Annotated in this window: 14 protein-coding genes and 1 tRNA gene; 8 read left to right on the top strand and 7 right to left on the bottom strand. The window is 42.3% G+C overall.

The window, feature by feature from the left end:
- Positions 1 to 177 precede the first annotated feature (177 nt).
- Positions 178 to 2,172 carry a helix-hairpin-helix domain-containing protein gene (locus J5A56_RS06775; protein WP_021672541.1) on the top strand — a complete coding sequence of 665 codons (1,995 nt, stop codon included), beginning with the start codon at positions 178 to 180 and terminating at the stop codon, positions 2,170 to 2,172.
- A gap of 50 nt (positions 2,173 to 2,222) precedes the next feature.
- Here J5A56_RS06775 and J5A56_RS06770 read toward each other — a convergent pair whose 3' ends face one another.
- A complete protein-coding gene (locus J5A56_RS06770) occupies positions 2,223 to 2,972 on the bottom strand; it encodes a hypothetical protein (protein WP_021672542.1) in 750 nt (249 codons plus the stop codon).
- A 341-nt stretch (positions 2,973 to 3,313) separates the two neighbouring features.
- Here J5A56_RS06770 and J5A56_RS06765 point away from each other — a divergent pair, with 341 nt between their 5' ends.
- Together J5A56_RS06765 and J5A56_RS06760 are read left to right on the top strand one after the other, a co-directional pair.
- Positions 3,314 to 4,111 (top strand): hypothetical protein, encoded by a 798-nt coding sequence (locus J5A56_RS06765; RefSeq protein ID WP_021672543.1) that lies wholly within the window; start codon positions 3,314 to 3,316, stop codon positions 4,109 to 4,111.
- Positions 4,112 to 4,388: 277 nt separating this feature from the next.
- A complete protein-coding gene (locus J5A56_RS06760; RefSeq protein WP_021672544.1) occupies positions 4,389 to 5,423 on the top strand; it encodes a Fic family protein in 1,035 nt (344 codons plus the stop codon).
- Between the two features lie 186 nt (positions 5,424 to 5,609).
- Here J5A56_RS06760 and metG read toward each other — a convergent pair whose 3' ends face one another.
- The 5 genes from metG to J5A56_RS06735 all read right to left on the bottom strand — a co-directional run bounded on the left by metG (position 5,610) and on the right by J5A56_RS06735 (position 12,852).
- The gene (gene metG, locus J5A56_RS06755; RefSeq protein ID WP_021672545.1) at positions 5,610 to 7,673 is read right to left on the bottom strand and encodes a methionine--tRNA ligase; all 2,064 of its coding nucleotides are present in this window, start codon (positions 7,671 to 7,673) and stop codon (positions 5,610 to 5,612) included.
- Positions 7,674 to 7,969: 296 nt separating this feature from the next.
- Positions 7,970 to 9,706 (bottom strand): RluA family pseudouridine synthase, encoded by a 1,737-nt coding sequence (locus J5A56_RS06750; RefSeq protein WP_036920184.1) that lies wholly within the window; start codon positions 9,704 to 9,706, stop codon positions 7,970 to 7,972.
- A gap of 120 nt (positions 9,707 to 9,826) precedes the next feature.
- Positions 9,827 to 10,630 (bottom strand): ADP-ribosylglycohydrolase family protein, encoded by an 804-nt coding sequence (locus J5A56_RS06745; RefSeq protein ID WP_021672547.1) that lies wholly within the window; start codon positions 10,628 to 10,630, stop codon positions 9,827 to 9,829.
- A 153-nt stretch (positions 10,631 to 10,783) separates the two neighbouring features.
- Positions 10,784 to 10,855 (bottom strand) — tRNA-Arg (locus J5A56_RS06740).
- Positions 10,856 to 11,409: 554 nt separating this feature from the next.
- Complete coding sequence (locus J5A56_RS06735; protein WP_021672548.1) at positions 11,410 to 12,852, bottom strand: C69 family dipeptidase; 1,443 nt, start codon at positions 12,850 to 12,852, stop codon at positions 11,410 to 11,412.
- Positions 12,853 to 13,100: 248 nt separating this feature from the next.
- On the opposite strand from J5A56_RS06735, the gene J5A56_RS06730 reads away from it, so the two are divergent.
- From J5A56_RS06730 to J5A56_RS06710, 5 genes are all read left to right on the top strand, one after another.
- Positions 13,101 to 13,856 (top strand): FG-GAP repeat protein, encoded by a 756-nt coding sequence (locus J5A56_RS06730; RefSeq protein WP_021672549.1) that lies wholly within the window; start codon positions 13,101 to 13,103, stop codon positions 13,854 to 13,856.
- A 62-nt stretch (positions 13,857 to 13,918) separates the two neighbouring features.
- Positions 13,919 to 14,701 (top strand): Fic family protein, encoded by a 783-nt coding sequence (locus tag J5A56_RS06725; protein WP_036920183.1) that lies wholly within the window; start codon positions 13,919 to 13,921, stop codon positions 14,699 to 14,701.
- A gap of 343 nt (positions 14,702 to 15,044) precedes the next feature.
- The gene (locus tag J5A56_RS06720; RefSeq protein ID WP_021672093.1) at positions 15,045 to 17,015 is read left to right on the top strand and encodes an AAA domain-containing protein; all 1,971 of its coding nucleotides are present in this window, start codon (positions 15,045 to 15,047) and stop codon (positions 17,013 to 17,015) included.
- Positions 17,016 to 17,170: 155 nt separating this feature from the next.
- Positions 17,171 to 17,581: a hypothetical protein gene (locus J5A56_RS06715; RefSeq protein ID WP_021672094.1), complete on the top strand. Its 411-nt coding sequence runs from the start codon at positions 17,171 to 17,173 to the stop codon at positions 17,579 to 17,581.
- 77 nt (positions 17,582 to 17,658) lie between these two features.
- The gene (locus J5A56_RS06710) at positions 17,659 to 18,948 is read left to right on the top strand and encodes a serine dehydratase subunit alpha family protein (protein WP_021672095.1); all 1,290 of its coding nucleotides are present in this window, start codon (positions 17,659 to 17,661) and stop codon (positions 18,946 to 18,948) included.
- Positions 18,949 to 19,114: 166 nt separating this feature from the next.
- Here J5A56_RS06710 and ribD read toward each other — a convergent pair whose 3' ends face one another.
- Positions 19,115 to 20,257, bottom strand: coding sequence for a bifunctional diaminohydroxyphosphoribosylaminopyrimidine deaminase/5-amino-6-(5-phosphoribosylamino)uracil reductase RibD (gene ribD, locus J5A56_RS06705; RefSeq protein ID WP_211815578.1), 1,143 nt, complete (start codon positions 20,255 to 20,257; stop codon positions 19,115 to 19,117).
- Between the last annotated feature and the right edge of the window lie 27 nt (positions 20,258 to 20,284).

Below are 20,284 nucleotides of genomic sequence, written 5' to 3'. Positions count from 1 at the left end.
CGCTCTTCTTGCTTAATAGCATAAAACATAACCCTCTCATCACTTCGCTTTTGCCCTCAATCGTGGACGAAAAGGAGGTTGAGAGGGTTTTTATTTTTACTTTTCTTCTCGTTTCGTTTGCTTTTCTCAGTTGTAAAGACTATATTTGTTGTCTTAATACTTTGAAAGTCTAACTGAATGAAACATCTACTATTGACCTGCCTTATGGGGCTTATAAGTCTTACTTCTATTGCACAACAAACCTATGATTGGGAGGATTTGTTTGAAGAACTCTATGCAAGTAGTGAAGAGAATATAGGCACAAAGGAAGAAACCTTTGAACTATTAACCGACCTTGCAGAACATCCACTGAACCTTAACACGGCAAGTCAGGAAGAGTTGGAGCGTATTCCTTTCCTTACGGCAGAACAGATTGAGGACTTACAAGCCTATGTTTATCAATATCATGGTATGCAGTCGTTAGGCGAACTGGCAATGATTGAATCCTTGGATGCCCTTCGCCGGAAGCTTCTGCCTTATTTTGTCTATGTCGCTCCAGTAGATGAACAACAAAGGTTTCCTACACTTAAATCTATCGTGAAGGGAGGAAAGCACACCTTCTTATTTACCTCTCATCTCCCTTTCTATCAACGAGCGGGCGACCGCAATGGCTATCTTGGCTATCCTTATGCCCATTCTTTTCGTTATTCCTTCCGTTATGGCGATTATGTTCAGGCTGGATTGGTGGGCGCACAAGATGCTGGTGAACCCTTCTTTGCGCATGGCAACGGTTTAGGTTATGACCATTACAGTTTTTATTTGCTGTTAAGAAAGATGGGACGATTGAAGACGCTGGCTGTAGGACGATATAAGGTGAACTTCGGGCAAGGACTTGTTATCAACAATTCTTTTGGCTTTGGGAAACTTGCTATGCTCTCAACGCTTGGCAGACAGACAATAGGTATTCATGCACACTCCTCTCGTTCGGCTGCTAACTATCTACAGGGAGCGGCTGCAACGGTGGAAATAGCAAAGCATCTTGACCTAACTACCTTTCTTTCTTACCGCAGTATAGATGCTACACTTACGGATAGTGGAACCATTAAGACTATACTCAAGACTGGTTATCACCGTACTGTGCGTGAGATGAACAGCAAAGATGCAGCCACGCAGTTTGTTGCTGGAAGCCATTTAGCTTGGTCATCGGGAGCTTTTCGTGTGGGATTGTCGGGCGTTTATACTTGTTTTAATAAGGAGTTAACACCCAATACTTCTTTATATTACCATCAATATGCGCCCGCTGGCAACAGCTTTTGGAACATGAGTGTAGATTATAGCTACCAGCACCCACGCTGGTCGTTGGCTGGTGAGACGGCAATGGACAGTAAGGGAAGTATTGCAATGGTGAATAACCTTTCCTATTTGCCTACTTCTAAACTCTCTTTACTTGCCGTTCAGCGTTATTATGGCTACCAATACACAGCACTCTTCGCACGTAGCTTTGGTGATAATGGGGCGGTTCAGAATGAAAGTGGATTGCTTGTTGGTGCGAATTGGAATGTAAAACGGGGTTTGTCGCTCATGGCTTATAGTGATTTCGCTTATTTCTCACACCCTCGTTTTGGCGCACATACATCCAGTAAGGCTTGGGATAACCTATTAATGCTTAACTATAGCCGTCAACGTTGGTCGCTCTTGGCTCGCTATCGCTTTAGAATACGTGAGAAAGATAATGGAGATAAGACCACTCTTGTAAACGAAGTAACGCAACGTGGTCGCCTTTCTTTGGCTTATTCGGCAGCGTCTTGGAGCTGTAAAAGTCAGTTGGATGTCGTTGCAAGCAATTATCTCAAGCGTAGTTTCGGTTATATGGTGAGTGAGTCAGGGGCTTGGAAACCGCTTTCGTGGCTCACGCTGAATGGTATGATTGGTTATTTTCAAACGACAGATTTTGCCTCACGTATCTATGTTTACGAGCGTGGTCCACTCTATTCTTTTAGCTTTCCTGCCTTCTTTGGTAAGGGTATGCACTATAGTCTGTTTACTCGGGCAGACCTATCGAGCCGTCTTATGATAATTCTTCGCAGTTCAACCACGCATTATTTCGACCGTGACCATATATCCTCAGCACTTCAGCAAGTCAACTCCTCAACGCTAAGTGGACTTGATATTCAATTGCGTTGGCGGTTTTAGGTGCTGATACTTGCTGTGGTTACGATTTATGGGGACGATAGCATAGGTTACTATTCACCAAAGGCTTCATAGTTTCCCATCCGTAAGAGCATTGGGAAATGGCGTCGGTAACGATAAAGGGAGAAGTCGCCTTTGTCGTCAAACGCCGTAAAATCGAATTGATGTGTGGCTTGATACTTTGCAGTAGAATTGTGTTCTTCAACGTAGATGTTCGTCAAACAGGGTTGTCCACCACACATATTGATAAGGAGTTGATAGTAATATTTGTATCCTTGTCCAGCCTCATAACTCAGTTCTATACCCTCTTTTCCTGTCGTAATCTCCTCAAAACTTAGCATTACATCCGCCTCCGTGTTACGGATAACATTGCTATAAACCCATCTTTTTCCCTTGTATTCAATGGCAAGAAGACGGTCGGTAAAGATCGAATCTGTGATGCTGTCTATGCTTGTCGTCATCGTTATCGGAGACAAAATAGCTGCATTCATCCCCTTGAAAGATGCTTCACCCGTCTTCACATAGAAGTTAGATATCTTAAAGCCTTTCCATGTATAAAAGCCCTTCCAGCAGTTTGGTGTAGGACAACTAAGCGTTATGGTGTTATTCACAAAGCTTGTCAGATGCTGAATAGGTCTTCCGCAATAGGCTATGACCGTGTCGGCATCAACATCATATCTGTCCTCTATGAATGGGTTATCAGCCTTTTTACTTGTCTTTGTGGTATCGGCAGAAAGGTTGAAAGCCATGCAATTAACGGCAAACAGCGTAAATAATAAAAAGTAGAAAACCTTTCTTCTCATATTCCTAACCCTCTTTCGTTTTATAATTAACTATCGTTTCTATTCTTTCCTATGATTGCAAAAGTAATTAAAAGTACCGATATAAACAAGTAAGAACTATGCTTGCCAAATTATTTACATGAAAATAAATATTTTTTGTCGTGAAAATAAATATTTATCTTCATGAAAATAAATTCTTTTTTACATGAAAATAATTCGCAGGAAAAACTTGTTGTGCTATTGCGCTACCTTCTTTTTGGTTAGTAAACACATACAATTTAGTGATAATAAAAGCTGTATTTTGTCGCTTGTTATCCTTCTTTTTATTTATATTTGCAAGTGAAATTAATTCTATATATGATATGAAACAAGTCTGTAAGTTAATTCTTTATTTGTTCTGTGTGGCAATAGTGCTAACTGGCTGCCGTGATAAAGTACAGTCAAAAGCTGAAACTGCAGACTCTTTGGCTGCAGTAGGGCAGAGGGTGAGTCGTATATCAAAGTCGAAAAAGAAAGAAGATATGCGTCAGTATGATGTTGCTGACCAGAAGCGAATAACTGATTTCATTCCCAAAGGTTATAAGATTTTGGAGAAGATATCGGGTGACTTGAACAAAGATGGGCTTGACGACTGCGTGTTAATTATCAAGGCAACTCGTAAGGATGGCTTCGTAAAAAACAGTTTTGATAAAGTGGTAGACCGTAATCGCAGGGGTATTATCATACTGTTTACCGAGAAAGATGGTTATAAACTTGCGTCGAAGAATTACAATTGCTTCTCATCAGAGAATGAAGATGGGGGTAATTATTTTTCTCCAGAGTTGGGTGTAATCATAAAGGATAGTAAACTGTATTTACATTATTACCATGGCAGATATGGTTATTGGGAGTATTGTTTCCGTTATCAGAACTCAGATTTTATGCTTATAGGCTATGAAGCGTCTCATGATCGTGGACCAGTTGTCTTATTTAAAACGAGCATTAACTTTCTTACAGGCGTCGAATATGATGATGAGAATATTAATGCTTACAACTTTAATGCTGATTCTGATGATGACTCAGAAATAGATGAAGTGTTCAAGAGGACCGTCGTTAAACTGAAGAAGAAGCCGTTAATGAAACTCTCTGAAATAGAAGATTTCGACGAACTAAGGTATTAACTGCTATCAGAAACGAAAGGATTATGGATAATAGAGTTTATATGTTGTCGTTTTGTTCTTAGTTTTTGAGAAGATCCCTTATATCGCTTTTGGTAAATAAAACGAGTTAAACATGTAGCTTTTAAGGGTTGTGTAGAGTTATCGAGAGCTTGCCTTTAAACGTATAGAGTGCAAGAATCGGCTCAAAATACCATTCATTTTACTCATTTTTAGGCTCACGATGAGCCGATAATTAGCTTTTTATTGCTATATTTGCACCGATTAAGGTTTGTAAGTCATGAATGAATCAAGAGACATATTGCAATATCTGCATTATCATCCACTCTCTTCTCGTGGTGATATTACTGCTGGAACGGCTTTCAAAGGTAGTGATGCAACTTTGAAACGTGTGATAGCAGCAGGCATTAAGGCAGGTGACATCGTGGCAGAAGGAAAGGCACGTGCTACTCGTTATAGGCTTTCTCCCCAAGCTCAGTTACTGATGCCACTCAATCTTGATACCTATTTCGCACTTGAAGTGGATGAACGACAGGTGCAAAGCAGTTACAATTTTGAGTTAATTAATGGTCTACTCACAGAAACAAGACTTTTCTCAGATAAAGAGCAAGCTCACCTTGATGCGTTACAAGATGAATTTCGGCAGCATGTCAATGAGTTGACTGATAATGAGTATCGTAAGGAGATGGAGCGGTTAGGAATTGATCTTAGTTGGAAGTCTTCGCAAATAGAAGGTAACACATATACTTTGCTTGAAACAGAACGTTTGCTCCGTGAGAGTAAGACAGCAGAAGGTAAGACGAAAGAAGAGGCTGTGATGCTGCTCAATCATAAGGATGCTTTGAGCTTTATCCTTGATAACTCAGACTATCTACAGGAACTAACGGTTAGTCATATAGAGGATATTCACCAATTACTAACAAAGGATCTCTCTATAGATAAAGGTCTTCGTCGTCATCGTGTTGGTATTACTGGAACCAATTACCATCCTTTAGATAACGAGTTTCAAATCCGTGAAGCTATGAGAGATGCTTGTAAGCTAATCAACAGTAAATATAATATCTTTGAGAAAGCCTTACTCACACTCTTACTTCTGTCTTATATTCAACCCTTCTTAGATGGAAATAAGCGCACAGCACGTATTACGAGCAATGCAATACTTATTGCTAATGACTATTGTCCACTTAGTTTTCGTTCCATAGACTCTATAGACTATAAGAAAGCTATGCTCATTTTTTATGAGCAGAATAACCTTTATGCTTTTAAGCAAATATTCATAGAACAATTTGAATTTGCCGTAAAGGAGTATTTTTAATGCAAAAGAAGATGTGAACGTCGATTTATATTTACGCTTTTTGAGGTGCTAACTTAGAGATTTGGGGTTAACAGAGGGAGACTTACTTTTACGAAAACAATACGAAAAAAGGCAATTATAAAGTATGGAGATTCACACATTATAATTGCCTTTTTAGGTTATTTGAAAAAGCCGCTTGGGCTTATCTTATCCCACCTGACTACCCGGCTTCACCTCACCCATGGTTGTCGTAACGGTGAGTGAGCCATCGAAGTTAACAGCAGAGAGAATCATTCCCTGACTTTCAATGCCCATCATCTTGCGAGGAGCAAAGTTGGCTACGAAGAGAACGTCCTTACCTGTGAGCTGCTCTGGCTCATAGTAGGCTGCAATACCGCTAAGGATAGTGCGTTCAACACCAGAGCCATCGTCAATGGTGAACTGCAAGAGCTTCTTACTCTTCTTCACCCTCTCACACTTGATGATATGTCCTACACGGATGTCGAGTTTCTCGAAGTCCTCGAAAGGAATATCCTTCTTGATAGGTTCAGCCTTGTAGGATGCCGCCTCGTTAGCTTTCTTGGTTTCTTCCAACTTCTGAAGCTGTGCTTCGATAGCCTCATCGTCAATCTTCTCGAAGAGCAACTCTGGTTCAGCAAGCTGCTTGCCAGCAGGGAGGAGGTTGGTAGAGCCGAGCTCACTCCACTCATACTCCGTCATGTTAATCATCTCGCGAAGCTTCTTACTGCTGAATGGCAAGAATGGTTCGAAGGCAATACTGAGATTGGCAACGAGCTGAAGCGAGATGTAGAGAATAGTCTCCACACGTTTAGGGTCGGTCTTCCAAAGCTTCCAAGGCTCTGTCTCCGCAATGTATTTGTTACCGATACGAGCAAGATTCATCGCTTCCTTCTGTGCCTCACGGAACTTGAAGTTATCAAGATAATTCTCAACCTTTTCCTTAACATCCTTGAACTCCTGAATTGTCTGGCGGTCAATCTCTTCCAATTCGCCACAAGCAGGAACGACACCGTTCCAATACTTCTTTGTCAACTGTAATGCACGGTTCACGAAGTTACCGTAAACAGCAACGAGTTCAGAGTTGTTACGCTCCTGAAAGTCTTTCCAAGTGAAGTTGTTGTCCTTGGTCTCTGGCGCATTGGCAGTCAATACATAACGTAACACGTCTTGCTTTCCTTCAAAGTCACGGAGGTACTCATGAAGCCAAACTGCCCAGTTCTTACTTGTAGAAATCTTATGGTCTTCAAGATTGAGGAACTCATTTGAAGGTACATTGTCAGGCAGCGTATAACCACCATGAGCCTTTAACATCGTTGGGAAGATGAGGCAATGAAACACGATATTGTCCTTTCCAATGAAGTGAACGATGCGCGTCTCTGGGTCTTGCCACCACTTCTGCCAGTTGCCGAAGTGCTCTGGGTCGCTATCGCATAGCTCCTTAGTGTTTGAAATATAGCCGATTGGCGCATCGAACCATACGTAGAGCACCTTGCCCTCAGCACCCTCTACGGGTACAGGAATACCCCAATCGAGGTCGCGGGTCATAGCACGTGGCTGGAGATCCATGTCTAACCAGCTCTTACACTGACCATAAACGTTTGGTCGCCACTCCTTATGATCCTCCAAAATCCACTGCTTCAGCCACTCCTGATAGTCGTTCAGCGGCAGGTACCAGTTCTTTGTCTTCTTGATAACAGGCTGCGAACCAGAGATTGTTGAGTGTGGATTCTTCAGTTCCATAGGGCTGAGGTCGCTGCCACACTTCTCACACTGGTCGCCGTAGGCATTCGGATTGCCGCAGTGAGGACACTCACCCATGATGTAACGGTCGGCAAGGAACTGGTGAGCTTCCTCATCATAGTACTGCTCACTCTCCTGTTCTACGAGCTTACCGTCGTCATATAGCTTACGGAAGAAGTCAGAAGCAAACTTGTGATGGGTCTCACTTGTCGTACGACTGTACACATCGAACGAGATACCAAACTCCTCGAAAGAGTCCTTAATCATCTTGTGATAGCGGTCGCATACGTCCTGCGGGGTGATTCCTTCCTTCTTTGCACGGATTGTGATTGGCACACCGTGCTCGTCACTGCCACCGATAAAGATTACCTCACGCTTCTTCAGTCGGAGATAACGCACATAGATATCGGCTGGAACATACACACCAGCAAGGTGTCCTATATGTACACCACCATTAGCGTATGGCAATGCCGCCGTAACCGTGGTGCGTTTGAATTTCTTTTCTTCCATATCTGTTTGATTATTTATTTTCTACTTGCAAAGTTACAGTAAATAAGGTAAATGACAAAGGAAATAGCTATGTAACCTGACAATTAACTTTCTACTTGTCCTTCCAAACGTGACTTGTACAGCTTTCTTACAGTCCAAAAAATAGGTATGAACAGTATCCTGAAGTGTATATTTATGTTCTGAAAACCTGTAAGGTTGATGTGCCAAATCAGCGTTATATCTTCAATAGATACAGAAAAGGTAGACCCTTTTCATTAAAAAGGTAGACCCTTTCTCTGAAAACGGTTGACTGTTTTTCAAAAATAGTCGACTGATTTTTTCAGCGATAGGGTAAAACTCATCCGTTCTTGTGTGATGGGATGGGTGAATTCAAGGTATTCGGCGTGCAGCCAGAGACGTTCAGAGCGTTGTCCGTAGAGACAGTCACCGATGATGGGAGTACCCAATCCGTCTGGATGCGCACAATGAATGCGCAGTTGATGAGTACGACCAGTCAGCGGATAGAGTTCAATCTTCACGGCTTCTGCATCTTTCTTGCCGTATGTAGTCTTGCCGATAATACGATATTCTGTGATGGCAGGCTTGCCATTTGCAGTGTCAACACGCTGTCGGGGACGGTCGTTCGGATCGGGCGAAAGCGAAAGTTCAATCCGTCCTGATGCTGGCAACTGTTTGTCGAGAATAGAGAGGGGAAGCAAAGCAACATACTTCTTCTTTACAGTTCGCTCAATAAACTGTGCCTGTAAAGCCTTGTGAATCTCCGCATTGCGTGCAACAACGAGCAAGCCACTTGTCGCCATGTCCAACCGATGTACCATAAACACATCGCTCATTCCCTCCCATCGTTTCTTTAGAATACTATAAACTGATGGTTGACAGCCTTTTCCCGGAACGGAAAGCAAGCCCGACGGCTTGGCAACGACAGCAAGATAATCGTCTTCATAGAGTAGTTTTACGTCTGTAGAAAGAGTAGTTTTGATTTCATTTTCAGCCTCGTTATGACCTTTGTTTTCAATTTCTACCCCTTCCAACATCCACTCCAAGATAGGTTTGCACTTTCCGTTGCAGGCAGGATAATAGTAACCATTTTGTCGAACTTCGGTCTTTGGCGATGATCCCCACCAAAACATAGCCATGCTAATAGGCTTATATCCATGAAGGAAGGCGTATTGCAAGAGCTTCGGTTCACAGCATTCACCTGCGCCTGAGGGCGGAAGTAGCGAGGGCGCAAAGCTCTCTTTGGTGGCACGTTCAGCAGGGGTTGCGGCTATTGCGTGGGCAGCCTTGGTACGTGCAGGACTATTCTTTAGATAATAATCACGGAAAATATCGAGCAGGTTCTTGCGTTCTCCGTGTGCATTGACGAGTGAGAACTGGGAGAACAGCCAACGTTGCAGACGGTCAGACTTCATTTTCCGTTCCCGTTTCCATGCTGTTATCTGGTCCTGAAAGTCATTTACGGCAGTCTGTGCAGCGGTAATCTGCTCTGCGTATGCCTGTTTCTTACGGTGCAGTTCAGCTTTAAGAAACTGGCTCTGGCGTGTCATTTCGTTTCGTTCCTCCTCTGAAATAAAAGCCTCCTTGCGGCGTTTGTCACGTAGGAACTTAGCCCCTTGCATTATCCTTCGGGCTTCCTCAATGTTTTTTTCAGTCTCTTCCCGAATTGTTTTTAGGTTTTCTTTCGCCTGTTGGTAGGCTGTTGACGCTTTTAGTTGGGCTATCTGCATGTTCAAATGGGTAATCTCAGCCTCGTGAATTTTGAAGTAACCATTGGGCTGGAGATAATCGAAAACAGCTGGCACAAAGTCTTCTCCCTCGTCTGCTATCTGCCCTGAATAGGCTTGCAGATAGCCAATCTCTCCGTCTCGCTCAACAATCAGAATGCCATACATCTTTCCTTCGGAAGGTGTCATAGGGAGATTTGCCTGCAACTGCTTGGCTGCTGCACGGCAAAGAGCGTCTGGTTCATAATCGAATGGGTTATTAAACCGAGTGGGTAGGGGCTGTTTTGATAGGATAGGATGAAACTTCACCATGCAAAGGTAAGGAAAAGTTTAAGAGTGAACAAGTTGATGAGTAGACAATTTGCTTGTTAGAACCTTTCAAAACCTTGTTGTTAGACTTGGAGAATAGTATTCTGAAAAGGATGAAAGTTACCTTTTCTTAACCCCACAGCTATCTTGTATGCGCTCATAGAACTGTCCGAGGATGTTGAGCATATCATCGGGCAAGTAGCTGATAGCCTTTTCAATCATCCATTCTGGTACTTGATAATAGGCTTCAGCAACAGCACCAGCAATACAAGCCTTCGTGTCAGTATCGCCATCACATAGGACAGCAAGCCGGATTGTTTCCTCAAAACTGTTGCTATCCATGAAGCAACGCAATGCCATCGGTACGGTTTCTTGGCATGTGCTATCAAAGTGTCCTTCAGAACCAATCTTCTTTATGTCTCGCAAAGGTGGTAGCTCATAGCCAAAAAACTTCTCTACTTTTCGTTCGACATCCGACTTCGAAAAACGCATTAGGCGTAGCCAGCAGATTACTTCAGCAATACATTGGGCACCTTTGATACCTTCTGGATGGTTATGACTTACAATAGCACTCTTCTTAGCTTCCTTAATCACGTCCTCCCACTCATCAAAGAGCCAGCCAATAGAACTGACACGCATGGCAGAACCGTTGCCAAACGAGTTCGTAGGCTGTGGGTCGTCAGCGTTAATCCATTCATAAAAGCGCTTACCATATCCACCCATAGGATCAGGATAACGACGACACCAATCGAGCAGACTGTCCTTGTAATCACGCTCATTCAGCACTGCATCAGCAATAGCGATGGTACAAATTGTGTCATCGGTATAAGAACAGTCGGGGGTAAAAAGCTCAAAGCTTTTCAGTGGGGCTGGTCCAAATTCAAAGCGTGAGCCAACGATGTCTCCTATAATAGCACCAATCATAACTTTTCTTCTTTAAGCTCTCCGTTTCTTGAGAGGGAATTAAAAAATACTATGGGGTATATGTTTTCTTTTTGTTGTTAGTAGTAAATCTATACGATAATGATAATCAAGTCCTTACCCATTAAATAGGAGGGGGTAATAGTTGTTGTTTAGTACTCCGACCGGGAATCGAACCCGGATCAAAGGTTTAGGAAACCTACGTTCTATCCATTGAACTATCAGAGCGAATTTTTCACGTATTGCTTTGCTTCCATAGAATGGTCGTGCAATAGTTCTTGTCTGCAAAGATAGAAAAAAAAAGTTATATACGTTGTGAAACGATAGTTTTTTTACCTTTACCTTATCTGAAGACCATAGAATGATATGAGATTTTTGAACCCTTATGTAACTCTGTGATGAAAAAGAAATTGCCCATCAAAGTTCCTGATAATGAAACGTTGATGGACAATTTGTACCTACTCAATAATCATAAGTGTTGCATTTAGGGATACAATCTACTTACTTTCAGTGCTTTGTTTTAGTCTGCATAGTTCTTTTCTGATAGTAAGCAGACTTCAACCTCGTATCTTTTTACATGGTGTTAAGCCTTAACACATATGGTGTTAAGCCTTTGCACACATTGTGTTCAGCCTCAGTACAGAACGTGAACTTCACCATCATTACAAGTAATGGGCATAAACACATTGGTTGAAGATGGTAATAAAGAGGTTATAGGGCGATGGTTTACCAGATGCCCATAAGTCCTTATTACCCCTATATAACACTTGTTAAACTAACTTTTATGCTCCGTGGAAGAGATACTCCTGTTGAATATCTTGTGTCATTAGCGTAAAGAGCTTCTCTTGTAGGCAGTCTGCAAGGTCGAGTGCACTATTAAGAATCTTGTCAGAGAACTCCTGCAACATGTCCTTTGCATGAAGAGGTTGGGTCTTGTAGATGCGAAGATACTCCTCTTCCATCTCACGTTGACGCTGGTCGGTCTCAGCTTCAAACTTTGCATACGCCTCCTTGATGATAGGAGCATACTTGTTGTAGTTGGTCATACCCAATGCCATCACCTTACGGAACTTCCAATAAGCAGAGTCAGCACTTGACTCACCATTACCCTTTGTGTATGCCTCTGGATAGGAAGTGATGCCCTGATAGAGTGGGAGGAACACACCAAGGTCAGCCATACCCATTGCAACATAGTTGACACAACCGATAGCTTGTGGCAGTTCAGGGCGTACCTGTAAGAGGTGGGTCTGTGTGGTACGGAAGATAGAAACCGGACGATAAGGTTCCTTTGGATTACAATTGAGATAAGGGTCGTGCTCCGTATTGTCGTAGTGGAAACGGAATGCCGTGCGGAGTTCGGTCAGTGTGACCTTATGAGCAGCCTTGGCAAAGACAGGGAAGGTGTTCTTTGTTACGTCATTCTTGATCTCTGGAGAGAAGAACTGCTGCAAACCCCATACACGTGGGTAGTTATAGGTAGTGTCGAGTTTGATATCACGTGCGTAAGCCTCATGGAAATCAAAGGCACCCTGTGCAGGATTGTAAAGTCCATGCTTCTCAGCAAACTCAATCAAGTCGGCTGATGCGAGGTAATTCTCTTTATCATTAGGGTCGTAGGTGCGGAAACGGCTCTGGTTACCAGTTACGAAATACTGATCTTTTGGCATACGGCAAGCCAACCAACGATGGCCGCAAGCTGTCTCCAAGTACCATATTTCCTTGCTATCTACAAAGCCAATGCCGAAGCCTTCAGCAATACCATGTTTCTCAATGAGCATACCCAAACGCTCAACACCTTCGCGGGCGGTGTGGACGTAAGGTAGGGTAATGTTGAAGACAGAGTTCTCTGCCACACCATTCTCGACCAATGGGTCATGTTTCAACACCTCGTCACTACTGAAGATACTCTCCGTAGCGCTCATTCCTACGCCTGCTGTGTTGAAACCAGCACTGCCCCAATGACCGTGAAGATTATACGGAGAAAGGGCAGAATAGCCTAAAGCCTTCTCTGGGAGTTCGCAACGGAAAGGGCTATCCTTTGCAACGAACTCACGTGGACCATTGTCTGTACCCTCAAATATCTCGTAGTTCTTAGCTTCCATAGCGTCCCAGTCCTCTGAACGCGCTACTATCATAGAACCATCAGCAGTCTGTTCTTGACCAATGATGATGGTTGTACACTCTGAAGGGAGTTTGTGCTCAATTTGCACTTTGTTTGTTTTCATAAGCTTAAAAGTCTTAGTTCTTATTGTTAATTATTGATGACAAAAATAGTAAATATTCGTGGAAGTGGTGTAAGAAGTTAGGATAAAAAAGGTAAATAGGTGGAGTTATGGTGCAAAATACCCATATATAGTTAATACTATTGTGTCTTTTATAGTGTTCAAGGTTGGAATATAGAGGGAAAAGTATTATTTTTGCAGCGTGTGATATATGATGATAGTGTTTGCTGAAAGGCGATAAACATGTGATTATGAAGAAAGTTAAGTCCCTTGTCTTTTTGCTGAGTCTTTGTATGATACTTCTTTCTTGTACCGATAAGAAGCCTGTAAGTCAAGCGCAGGAGTCGTCTGTACAGCAGGAAGATAGTGTGCCTGTGAAGAAGGTTGATAGTGTTAAGGTTGCAAAGAAGCAGCCACTAACATATAAGATTCTTGTTCCTTTTAATTATCGTTTGTGTAATCCAGATACGATAATCAACCGAAATTGGGTTGAACTCTATAAAGATGGGAAGGATTATTATGTTGGTAAAGCTCGGTATGGTATTGAAAGGAGAGAGGATATGTGCTCAAGTACTATTCCAACATACTTGGCAGAAAAGCGAAATACGATATTGTTTGTCAATCAGTTGCCAATAAAGAAGGGGAAAGTTAAGATTGCTGATATTGCATTTTCAGACAGTACTTATCTGGAACCAGGCTCTGTAAGGAATTTTACTTTTGCAGGAAAGCATTACAAGTTAGAGGCAAGGGCGCAGGGAGAAAGCCAATTAAAGAACTATACATTATTGCTGAATGGGGAACGAATAGTTAGGGAAGCAAGGGTCGATGCAGCAAGTTTTGCACTTTTGTTTGCTGGTGACTTGGATGGAGATGGGAAGTTAGACCTTGTTCTTTCCTTACCTACAGATTATGAGGAACTCCGTGTTGCCTTGTTCTTATCATCTTGTGCGCCTCCTGGTTTGCAAATAGGTAAAGTCGCAGAGATAGAGGATGACTTCAGTTGTTAAGTCCTTCCTGTTTTTTATTCGTTGTAGAATGGATATTAGATAAAAAGTATTATATTTGTAACGTGTTTGAAACAGAGATAACAAGATATGATGAGTTGGTAGCAGAGTATCAAGAAAAGATAGTGTTGCCAATGGGAAAGAAGGCGTTTAGAGAGTATTCTGAAATCCTTTTTTCCTGCCATAGCTGTGGTATAGAAGGGTCTTCTTTCTCAGTGGATGATACACGTTGTCTGTTTGAAGAAAGGTTAGGCTATCATCCAGTTGGTAAGTCTTTGTTGGAGTGTCAGGAGATGGCAGACCACTTTGCAGCATATGAATGGATGCATAATCATTTAGATTACCCTTTTGATGTCGAACTATTGAAGACCATCAATAGGTTGGTAACACTTCGTACGCTCACCTATAAGCAGGCAGATGCCGTACCTGGGGAGTTTACAACGGTAGATATGGCAGCTGGTGATACGGTTTTTGGCGAACATGAAGGACTGGTGGCGCAGGTGCCACGACTGATGTCTTCAACAGCAGAGATGATGAAGCGTGGAGAACTTCACCCTATGGTGCTTTCTGCTCGGTTCCATGGTTTCTTCGAATACTTACACCCTTTCAGTGATGGGAATGGGAGAACAGGTAGGTTGTTGTCCAACTTCATCTTGCTACGTCATGGTTATCCTGAACTGATTATACAGAAAGAAGATCGTCAGGAGTATATCGCTGCTTTGCGAACTATACGAACGGAAGGGACGGATAAACATCTTATTGCTTTCTTTTTTAAGGCAGCTACAAAGCAGATGGAATATGCTTTGGCACAGAAGAAGCAGAATAGTCGTAAGATGTTCTTCTTTTAGTGTTCTGTACCTTTTTATACTTAGTGTGTAAAGTGTGATTCTGTTTGTGTATAATCTCATTTTAATCATTTACAAACAACTCGTTAACTTGTCAACTTGTAAACTCGTCAACTATAAAAAGATATTATTATCATGGTGTAAACTGTGCTTTTATTTATATATAATCTCATTTTAATTATTTACAAACAACTCGTCAACTTGTAAACTTGTAAACTCGTCAACTATAAAAAGATATTATTATCATGGTGTAAACTGTGCTTTTATTTATATATAATCTCATTTTAATTATTTACAAACAACTCGTCAACTTGTAAACTTGTAAACTCGTCAACTATAAAAAGATATGCTTCAGGAAAGTCCAATCCAACTCTTACAACGACAGCGTTTACTGCTTCAAATGGAGTATTATGCTGAGAAAGAAGCCTTTAGAAAGCAGACAGAGGCTGCTGGTATGCAGCGGAAGGTGAAGCGAGGGGATGCATGGTTTCCGTTAAGAGTGGGCAAACGGTTTTATAATGGACTCAACCAACTGTGCATTGAGGTGTTTCGTACACAAGATGGGGATATTGAACATAACTTTGAAAGTGGTCGTCCGCTTCTTTTCTTTAAGTTTATTGAGACGGAGAAGGGGACTCCTAATAAGGCTGTTCAGCTGAAATACTATGGTTTTACAGGTACTGTTTCGTATGTGGAAGGCGATAGAATGATTGTTGCTGTCCCTGACTCTGTTCCGTTGTTAGACCTTCAATCTGCTTCCGAGCAGATTGGTTGCCAGTTAGGTTTTGATGAAACGAGCTATCAGATGATGTTCGATGCGTTGGACCGTACCATGAAAGCAAAAGGAAATAGGCTGGCTCATCTTCGTGACTTGTTCTATTCACGACAAAAGGTTGAGAAGTTCTCCTTTGCTCCCATTCGATTACCTTGGCTGAATCCAACACAGGAAAAGGCTGTTAATGAGGTGTTATGGGCAAAGGATGTGGCTGTTGTTCATGGTCCACCGGGAACAGGAAAGACGACAACATTGGTCGAAGCTATCAACGAAACACTGATGCGAGAGAGTCAGGTGATGGTCTGTGCGCAGAGTAATATGGCTGTTGACTGGATTTGTGAGAAGCTTGTTGACCGTGGCATCAATGTTCTTCGCATTGGTAATCCTACCCGAGTGAATGATAAGATGCTTGGTTTCACATACGAACGAAAGTTTGAAGCGCATCCTGATTACCCTCAGTTGTGGTCGATTCGGAAGGCTATTCGTGAACTAAGAAACAACAGAAAGAAAGGTTCTGAAAGCTATCATCAGAAGATGGACAGACTGAAGAGCCGTGCCACTGAGCTTGAAATACGTATCAATGCAGAACTGTTTGGAGAGGCACGTGTCGTTGCTTCCACCCTTGTTGGAGCTAACAGTAGGATAATGGAAGGTCAGAAATTTACGACTTTGTTCATTGATGAGGCTGCACAAGCCCTTGAAGCAGCCTGTTGGATAGCTATTCGTAGAGCTTCAAGGGTCATCTTTGCGGGTGACCATTGCCAACTTCCTCCGACTGTAAAAAGCATTGCTGCGCTGCGTGGAGGCTTAGGTAAGACACTGATGGAACGCATTGTTGAGAACAAGCCAGAGGTTGTTACGCTGTTAAAAGTACAGTATCGTATGAATGAAGAGATTATGCGCTTCTCGTCTGATTGGTTCTATGGAGGGCAGGTAGAAACAGCTCCGCAGATTAAATATCGTGGCATTCTCGATTATGACAATCCAATGGTATGGATTGATACGTCAGATGAAGCGGTCGTTTCATCGTATGATTTGACGGAAAGTAACGCTAATTCAGGTCCTTCTCAGTCAAATAACGAAAAGGAAAATGCCTTCCACGAACAGTTCGTTGGCTCTTCTTTTGGTCGTATTAACAAAGGAGAAGCAGAGCTAACACTCAAGACTTTAAAGGATTATTTCACAAAGATAGGCAAGCATAGAGTGTTGGAAGAACGGATAGACGTGGGAGTTATTTCTCCTTATCGTGCTCAAGTGCAGTATCTTCGCAGTCTGATAAAGAAGCGAGAGTTCTTTAAGCCTTATCGAAGTCTTATCAGTGTGAACACCGTTGATGGCTTCCAAGGACAGGAACGCGACGTGATTCTTATTTCTCTTGTGCGTTCCAACGATGATGGTCAGATAGGGTTTTTACGTGACTTACGCCGTATGAATGTGGCTATAACACGTGCCCGAATGAAGCTGATAATACTTGGTAATGTTCAAACAATGATCAAACACGAATATTATAAGAAGCTGTGGGAGAGTCTTTCGCAGTCCTAAAAGTGTCTGTTCTATTAGCCCAATTGACCTTATTAGGCTAATTAGGCTAATTCTTTATAAGCCTAATCCTAAAATATTTTTTGTTTAATTACACACAGAAAAGTGGATTTATATCATTTTTTTATTTACTTTTGTGTCATAAAAGGAAATCTACTATGTTACAACGAGATTATTTTATTCGTTTGATAGAGGAATTCAATGCTGCTATTTCGCGCTTTCTAACAAAGAAAGACGATGACTTGAAGCGAGATAATGACTTGAAAGACCTTTATAGACAGTACGTTGGAGAGTATGATGATTTACGTAATCTCTCCGTTGACGAGCTGTTGAAATACGCTAAGGAACAGTGGAATGAGGCTGAGCGGATAGATAAAATAAACATGGTTGCAGAGTTGTTACATGCTGAGGCAAGCTATAAAGGGCAACCTTTGCGCCAAATCTTACAGGAGAAGGCATACGCTTTATTTGATTATGTTGAGGCGAATGGCTCAACATTCTCTATCGACCGACATCAAAAGATGGAGGCTATGCGACAAGAGTTAGATAACATACTCTCTCAAGGATAGTAATGTCTGAGAGCGAGAATACAAAGAATATTCTTTTGTTATGGTCATAATATCAGGCTAAACCTAAACCAATCATTATGCTTGAGAAGAACATTAGAGAACAGATTATCGAGTTGATACACCAGCAGGTGGTACCTGCCGTAGGTTGTACAGAGCCAATGGCTGTAGCATTGTGTACTGCACGTGCTACGGAGTTGTTAGGTCAGAAACCCGAGCAGATTAGCGTTTTGCTCTCTGCTAACATTCTAAAAAATGCTATGGGTGTTGGTATTCCGGGCACGGGAATGATAGGCTTGCCTATTGCCATTGCCCTCGGTGCTTTGGTGGGTAAGTCAGAATATCAGTTAGAGGTTATCAAGGATCTTACACCTGATACGTTGGAAGCTGGTAAACAGTTTATTAGTGAGAATCGAATTGATGTCAAACTGAAAGACGGTATCACAGAGAAACTCTATATAGAAATCACTTGTAAGGCTGAAGAAAAGTATGCGAAAGCTATCATCTGCGGCACACATACGAATATTGTCTTTGAAGAGAAGGAAGGTACTGTCCTACTTGATAAGATGCAACCATGTGCAGCAGCTGTTGAAAAAGCCCCACTCTGTCTGAATCTCAAAACGGTGTGGGAGTTTGCAACGACTTCTCCAGTAGATGAAATAGAGTTTATCCTTGAGGCAAAGCGATACAACCTCCGTGCTGCAGCTGAGGCTGCAAAGGGAAACTACGGACATTGTTTGGGTAAGGTTATGGACCGCCCTTTGAGTCGTGGAATCTTTGGAAATAGTATCTTTTCACATATCATTGCGAAGACGGCTGCAGCCTGTGATGCTCGTATGGGTGGTGCTTTGATTCCAGTGATGAGCAATAGCGGTTCGGGAAATCAGGGCATCTGTGCTACAAATCCTGTGGCTGTCTTTGCCAAGGAGAATGAGAATACGCGTGAGGAACTTATCCGCGCACTTACTTTGAGTCATCTCACAGCTATCTATATCAAGCAGAGTCTTGGCGCACTCTCCGCCCTTTGTGGTTGTGTTGTAGCAAGTATTGGTTCCAGTTGTGGTATCACTTATCTGATGGGAGGTGATTATATTAATGTCTGCCATTCGGTAAAGAACATGATAGCCAACCTTACTGGTATGATTTGCGATGGTGCGAAGCCAAGTTGTTCACTAAAGATTTCGTCGGGTGTGTCGACAGCTATCCTTTCTGCAACGCTTTCAATGGAGGGTAAGCACGTAACGGCTGCAGAGGGAATTATAGACGAAGACGTTGATAAGTCTATCCGCAACCTTACAAGTATAGGTAAGGAAGCGATGTGTATTACCGATGATATGGTATTGAATATTATGACACATAAGTGTAATTAAAAAGACTATTACACCCCAACTCAGTCTTATTTTCGAATTATTTTCATGAAAAGAAATATTTTTTGTCGTGAAAATAAATATTTATCTTCATGAAAAGAAATTCTTTTTTTCATGAAGATAAATTGTTTTTAGCCGTTTTGTTGTATCGTATGGATGTCATTTCATCCTACTCTCGCTCGTAAGTTACAATCGTATTAACGTACTTTTCTATCTTTATAACACGTAAGTTCTCTGGGAGTTTTGGAGCTTCTACACCTTCGTTAACCGTGAAAGGTGCAGATTCTATGCGTATCTCGTCCCATAGTCCTGCATCAAGAAAACTCTGTAAGGTCTTTGTACCACCTTCCACGATGAGACTTTGCTTCTTTTCAGCATAGAGATGCGACAGCACTTCAGCAGGTGTTGCGTATTCTCCAGCTTTTGTCGGTTGACTTGTCAGCACTAACTTCTCAGGACTTGGACCACTCCATTCCCTCACTGTCAACTTTGGCTGTTCCAGTTCTTCCGTTGTTTTCCCAACGAGAATCGCATCATTCTCCGCCCTCATCTTATGTACTAACATCTTTGTGAAAGGTGTAGAGATAATCAACGGCTGATAGTCTTTACCCGGCAAGTTGCCAATGTAAGCCACAGAAGATTTTTTAGTACAAGTAGTTACACCATCTTTATTGTCATTTATAATACTTGCTTCATTAGGGAAATCTCGGTGATTACTCCCCTCCCTATGGGGGAGGGGTAAGGGGGAGGGGCTGGCAGGTGTGTTGAATGGTGTGTCAGCTGGCGTGTTGAATGGCGTGTTGGTTAGTCTACTTTCTGTCTGTGCCCACTTCAATATCACATACGGTCGTTTATGTGTGTTATAAGTTATAAACCGTTTGTTCAGTTCCAAGCACTCCTTTTCCAATACACCCACGGTCACTTCTATCCCAGCTTCGCGAATTTTCTTTACCCCACGTCCTTGCACTTCAGCAAAAGGGTCGATACAACCGCATACCACACGGCGCACACCTTTGCTGATGATCAGGTCTGCGCAAGGAGGTGTTTTGCCATGATGAGAGCAAGGTTCAAGACTAACATATATTGTCGCTTCGTGCAACAAAGGCTCGTTCTCTTTCCTTACTGAGGCAAAGGCATTCACTTCGGCATGTCCTTCGCCACAACGTATGTGGTAGCCCTCGCCGATAATCCTACCCTCCTTGCTCACAATGACTGCTCCGACCATTGGATTAGGCTTAGCAAGTAGCTGTCCATTGCGTGCCAATTGCAGGCAGCGACGCATATATTTTTCGTCAGTTTCTTCTTGTTTCATTTGATTAAAATTCCTATCTTTGCAGCT

The sequence above is a fragment of the Prevotella melaninogenica genome, assembly GCF_018128065.1.
Lineage (GTDB): Bacteria > Bacteroidota > Bacteroidia > Bacteroidales > Bacteroidaceae > Prevotella.
Note: the sequence above shows the minus strand (reverse complement) of the source record. Positions and strands in the feature narration are given on the sequence as shown.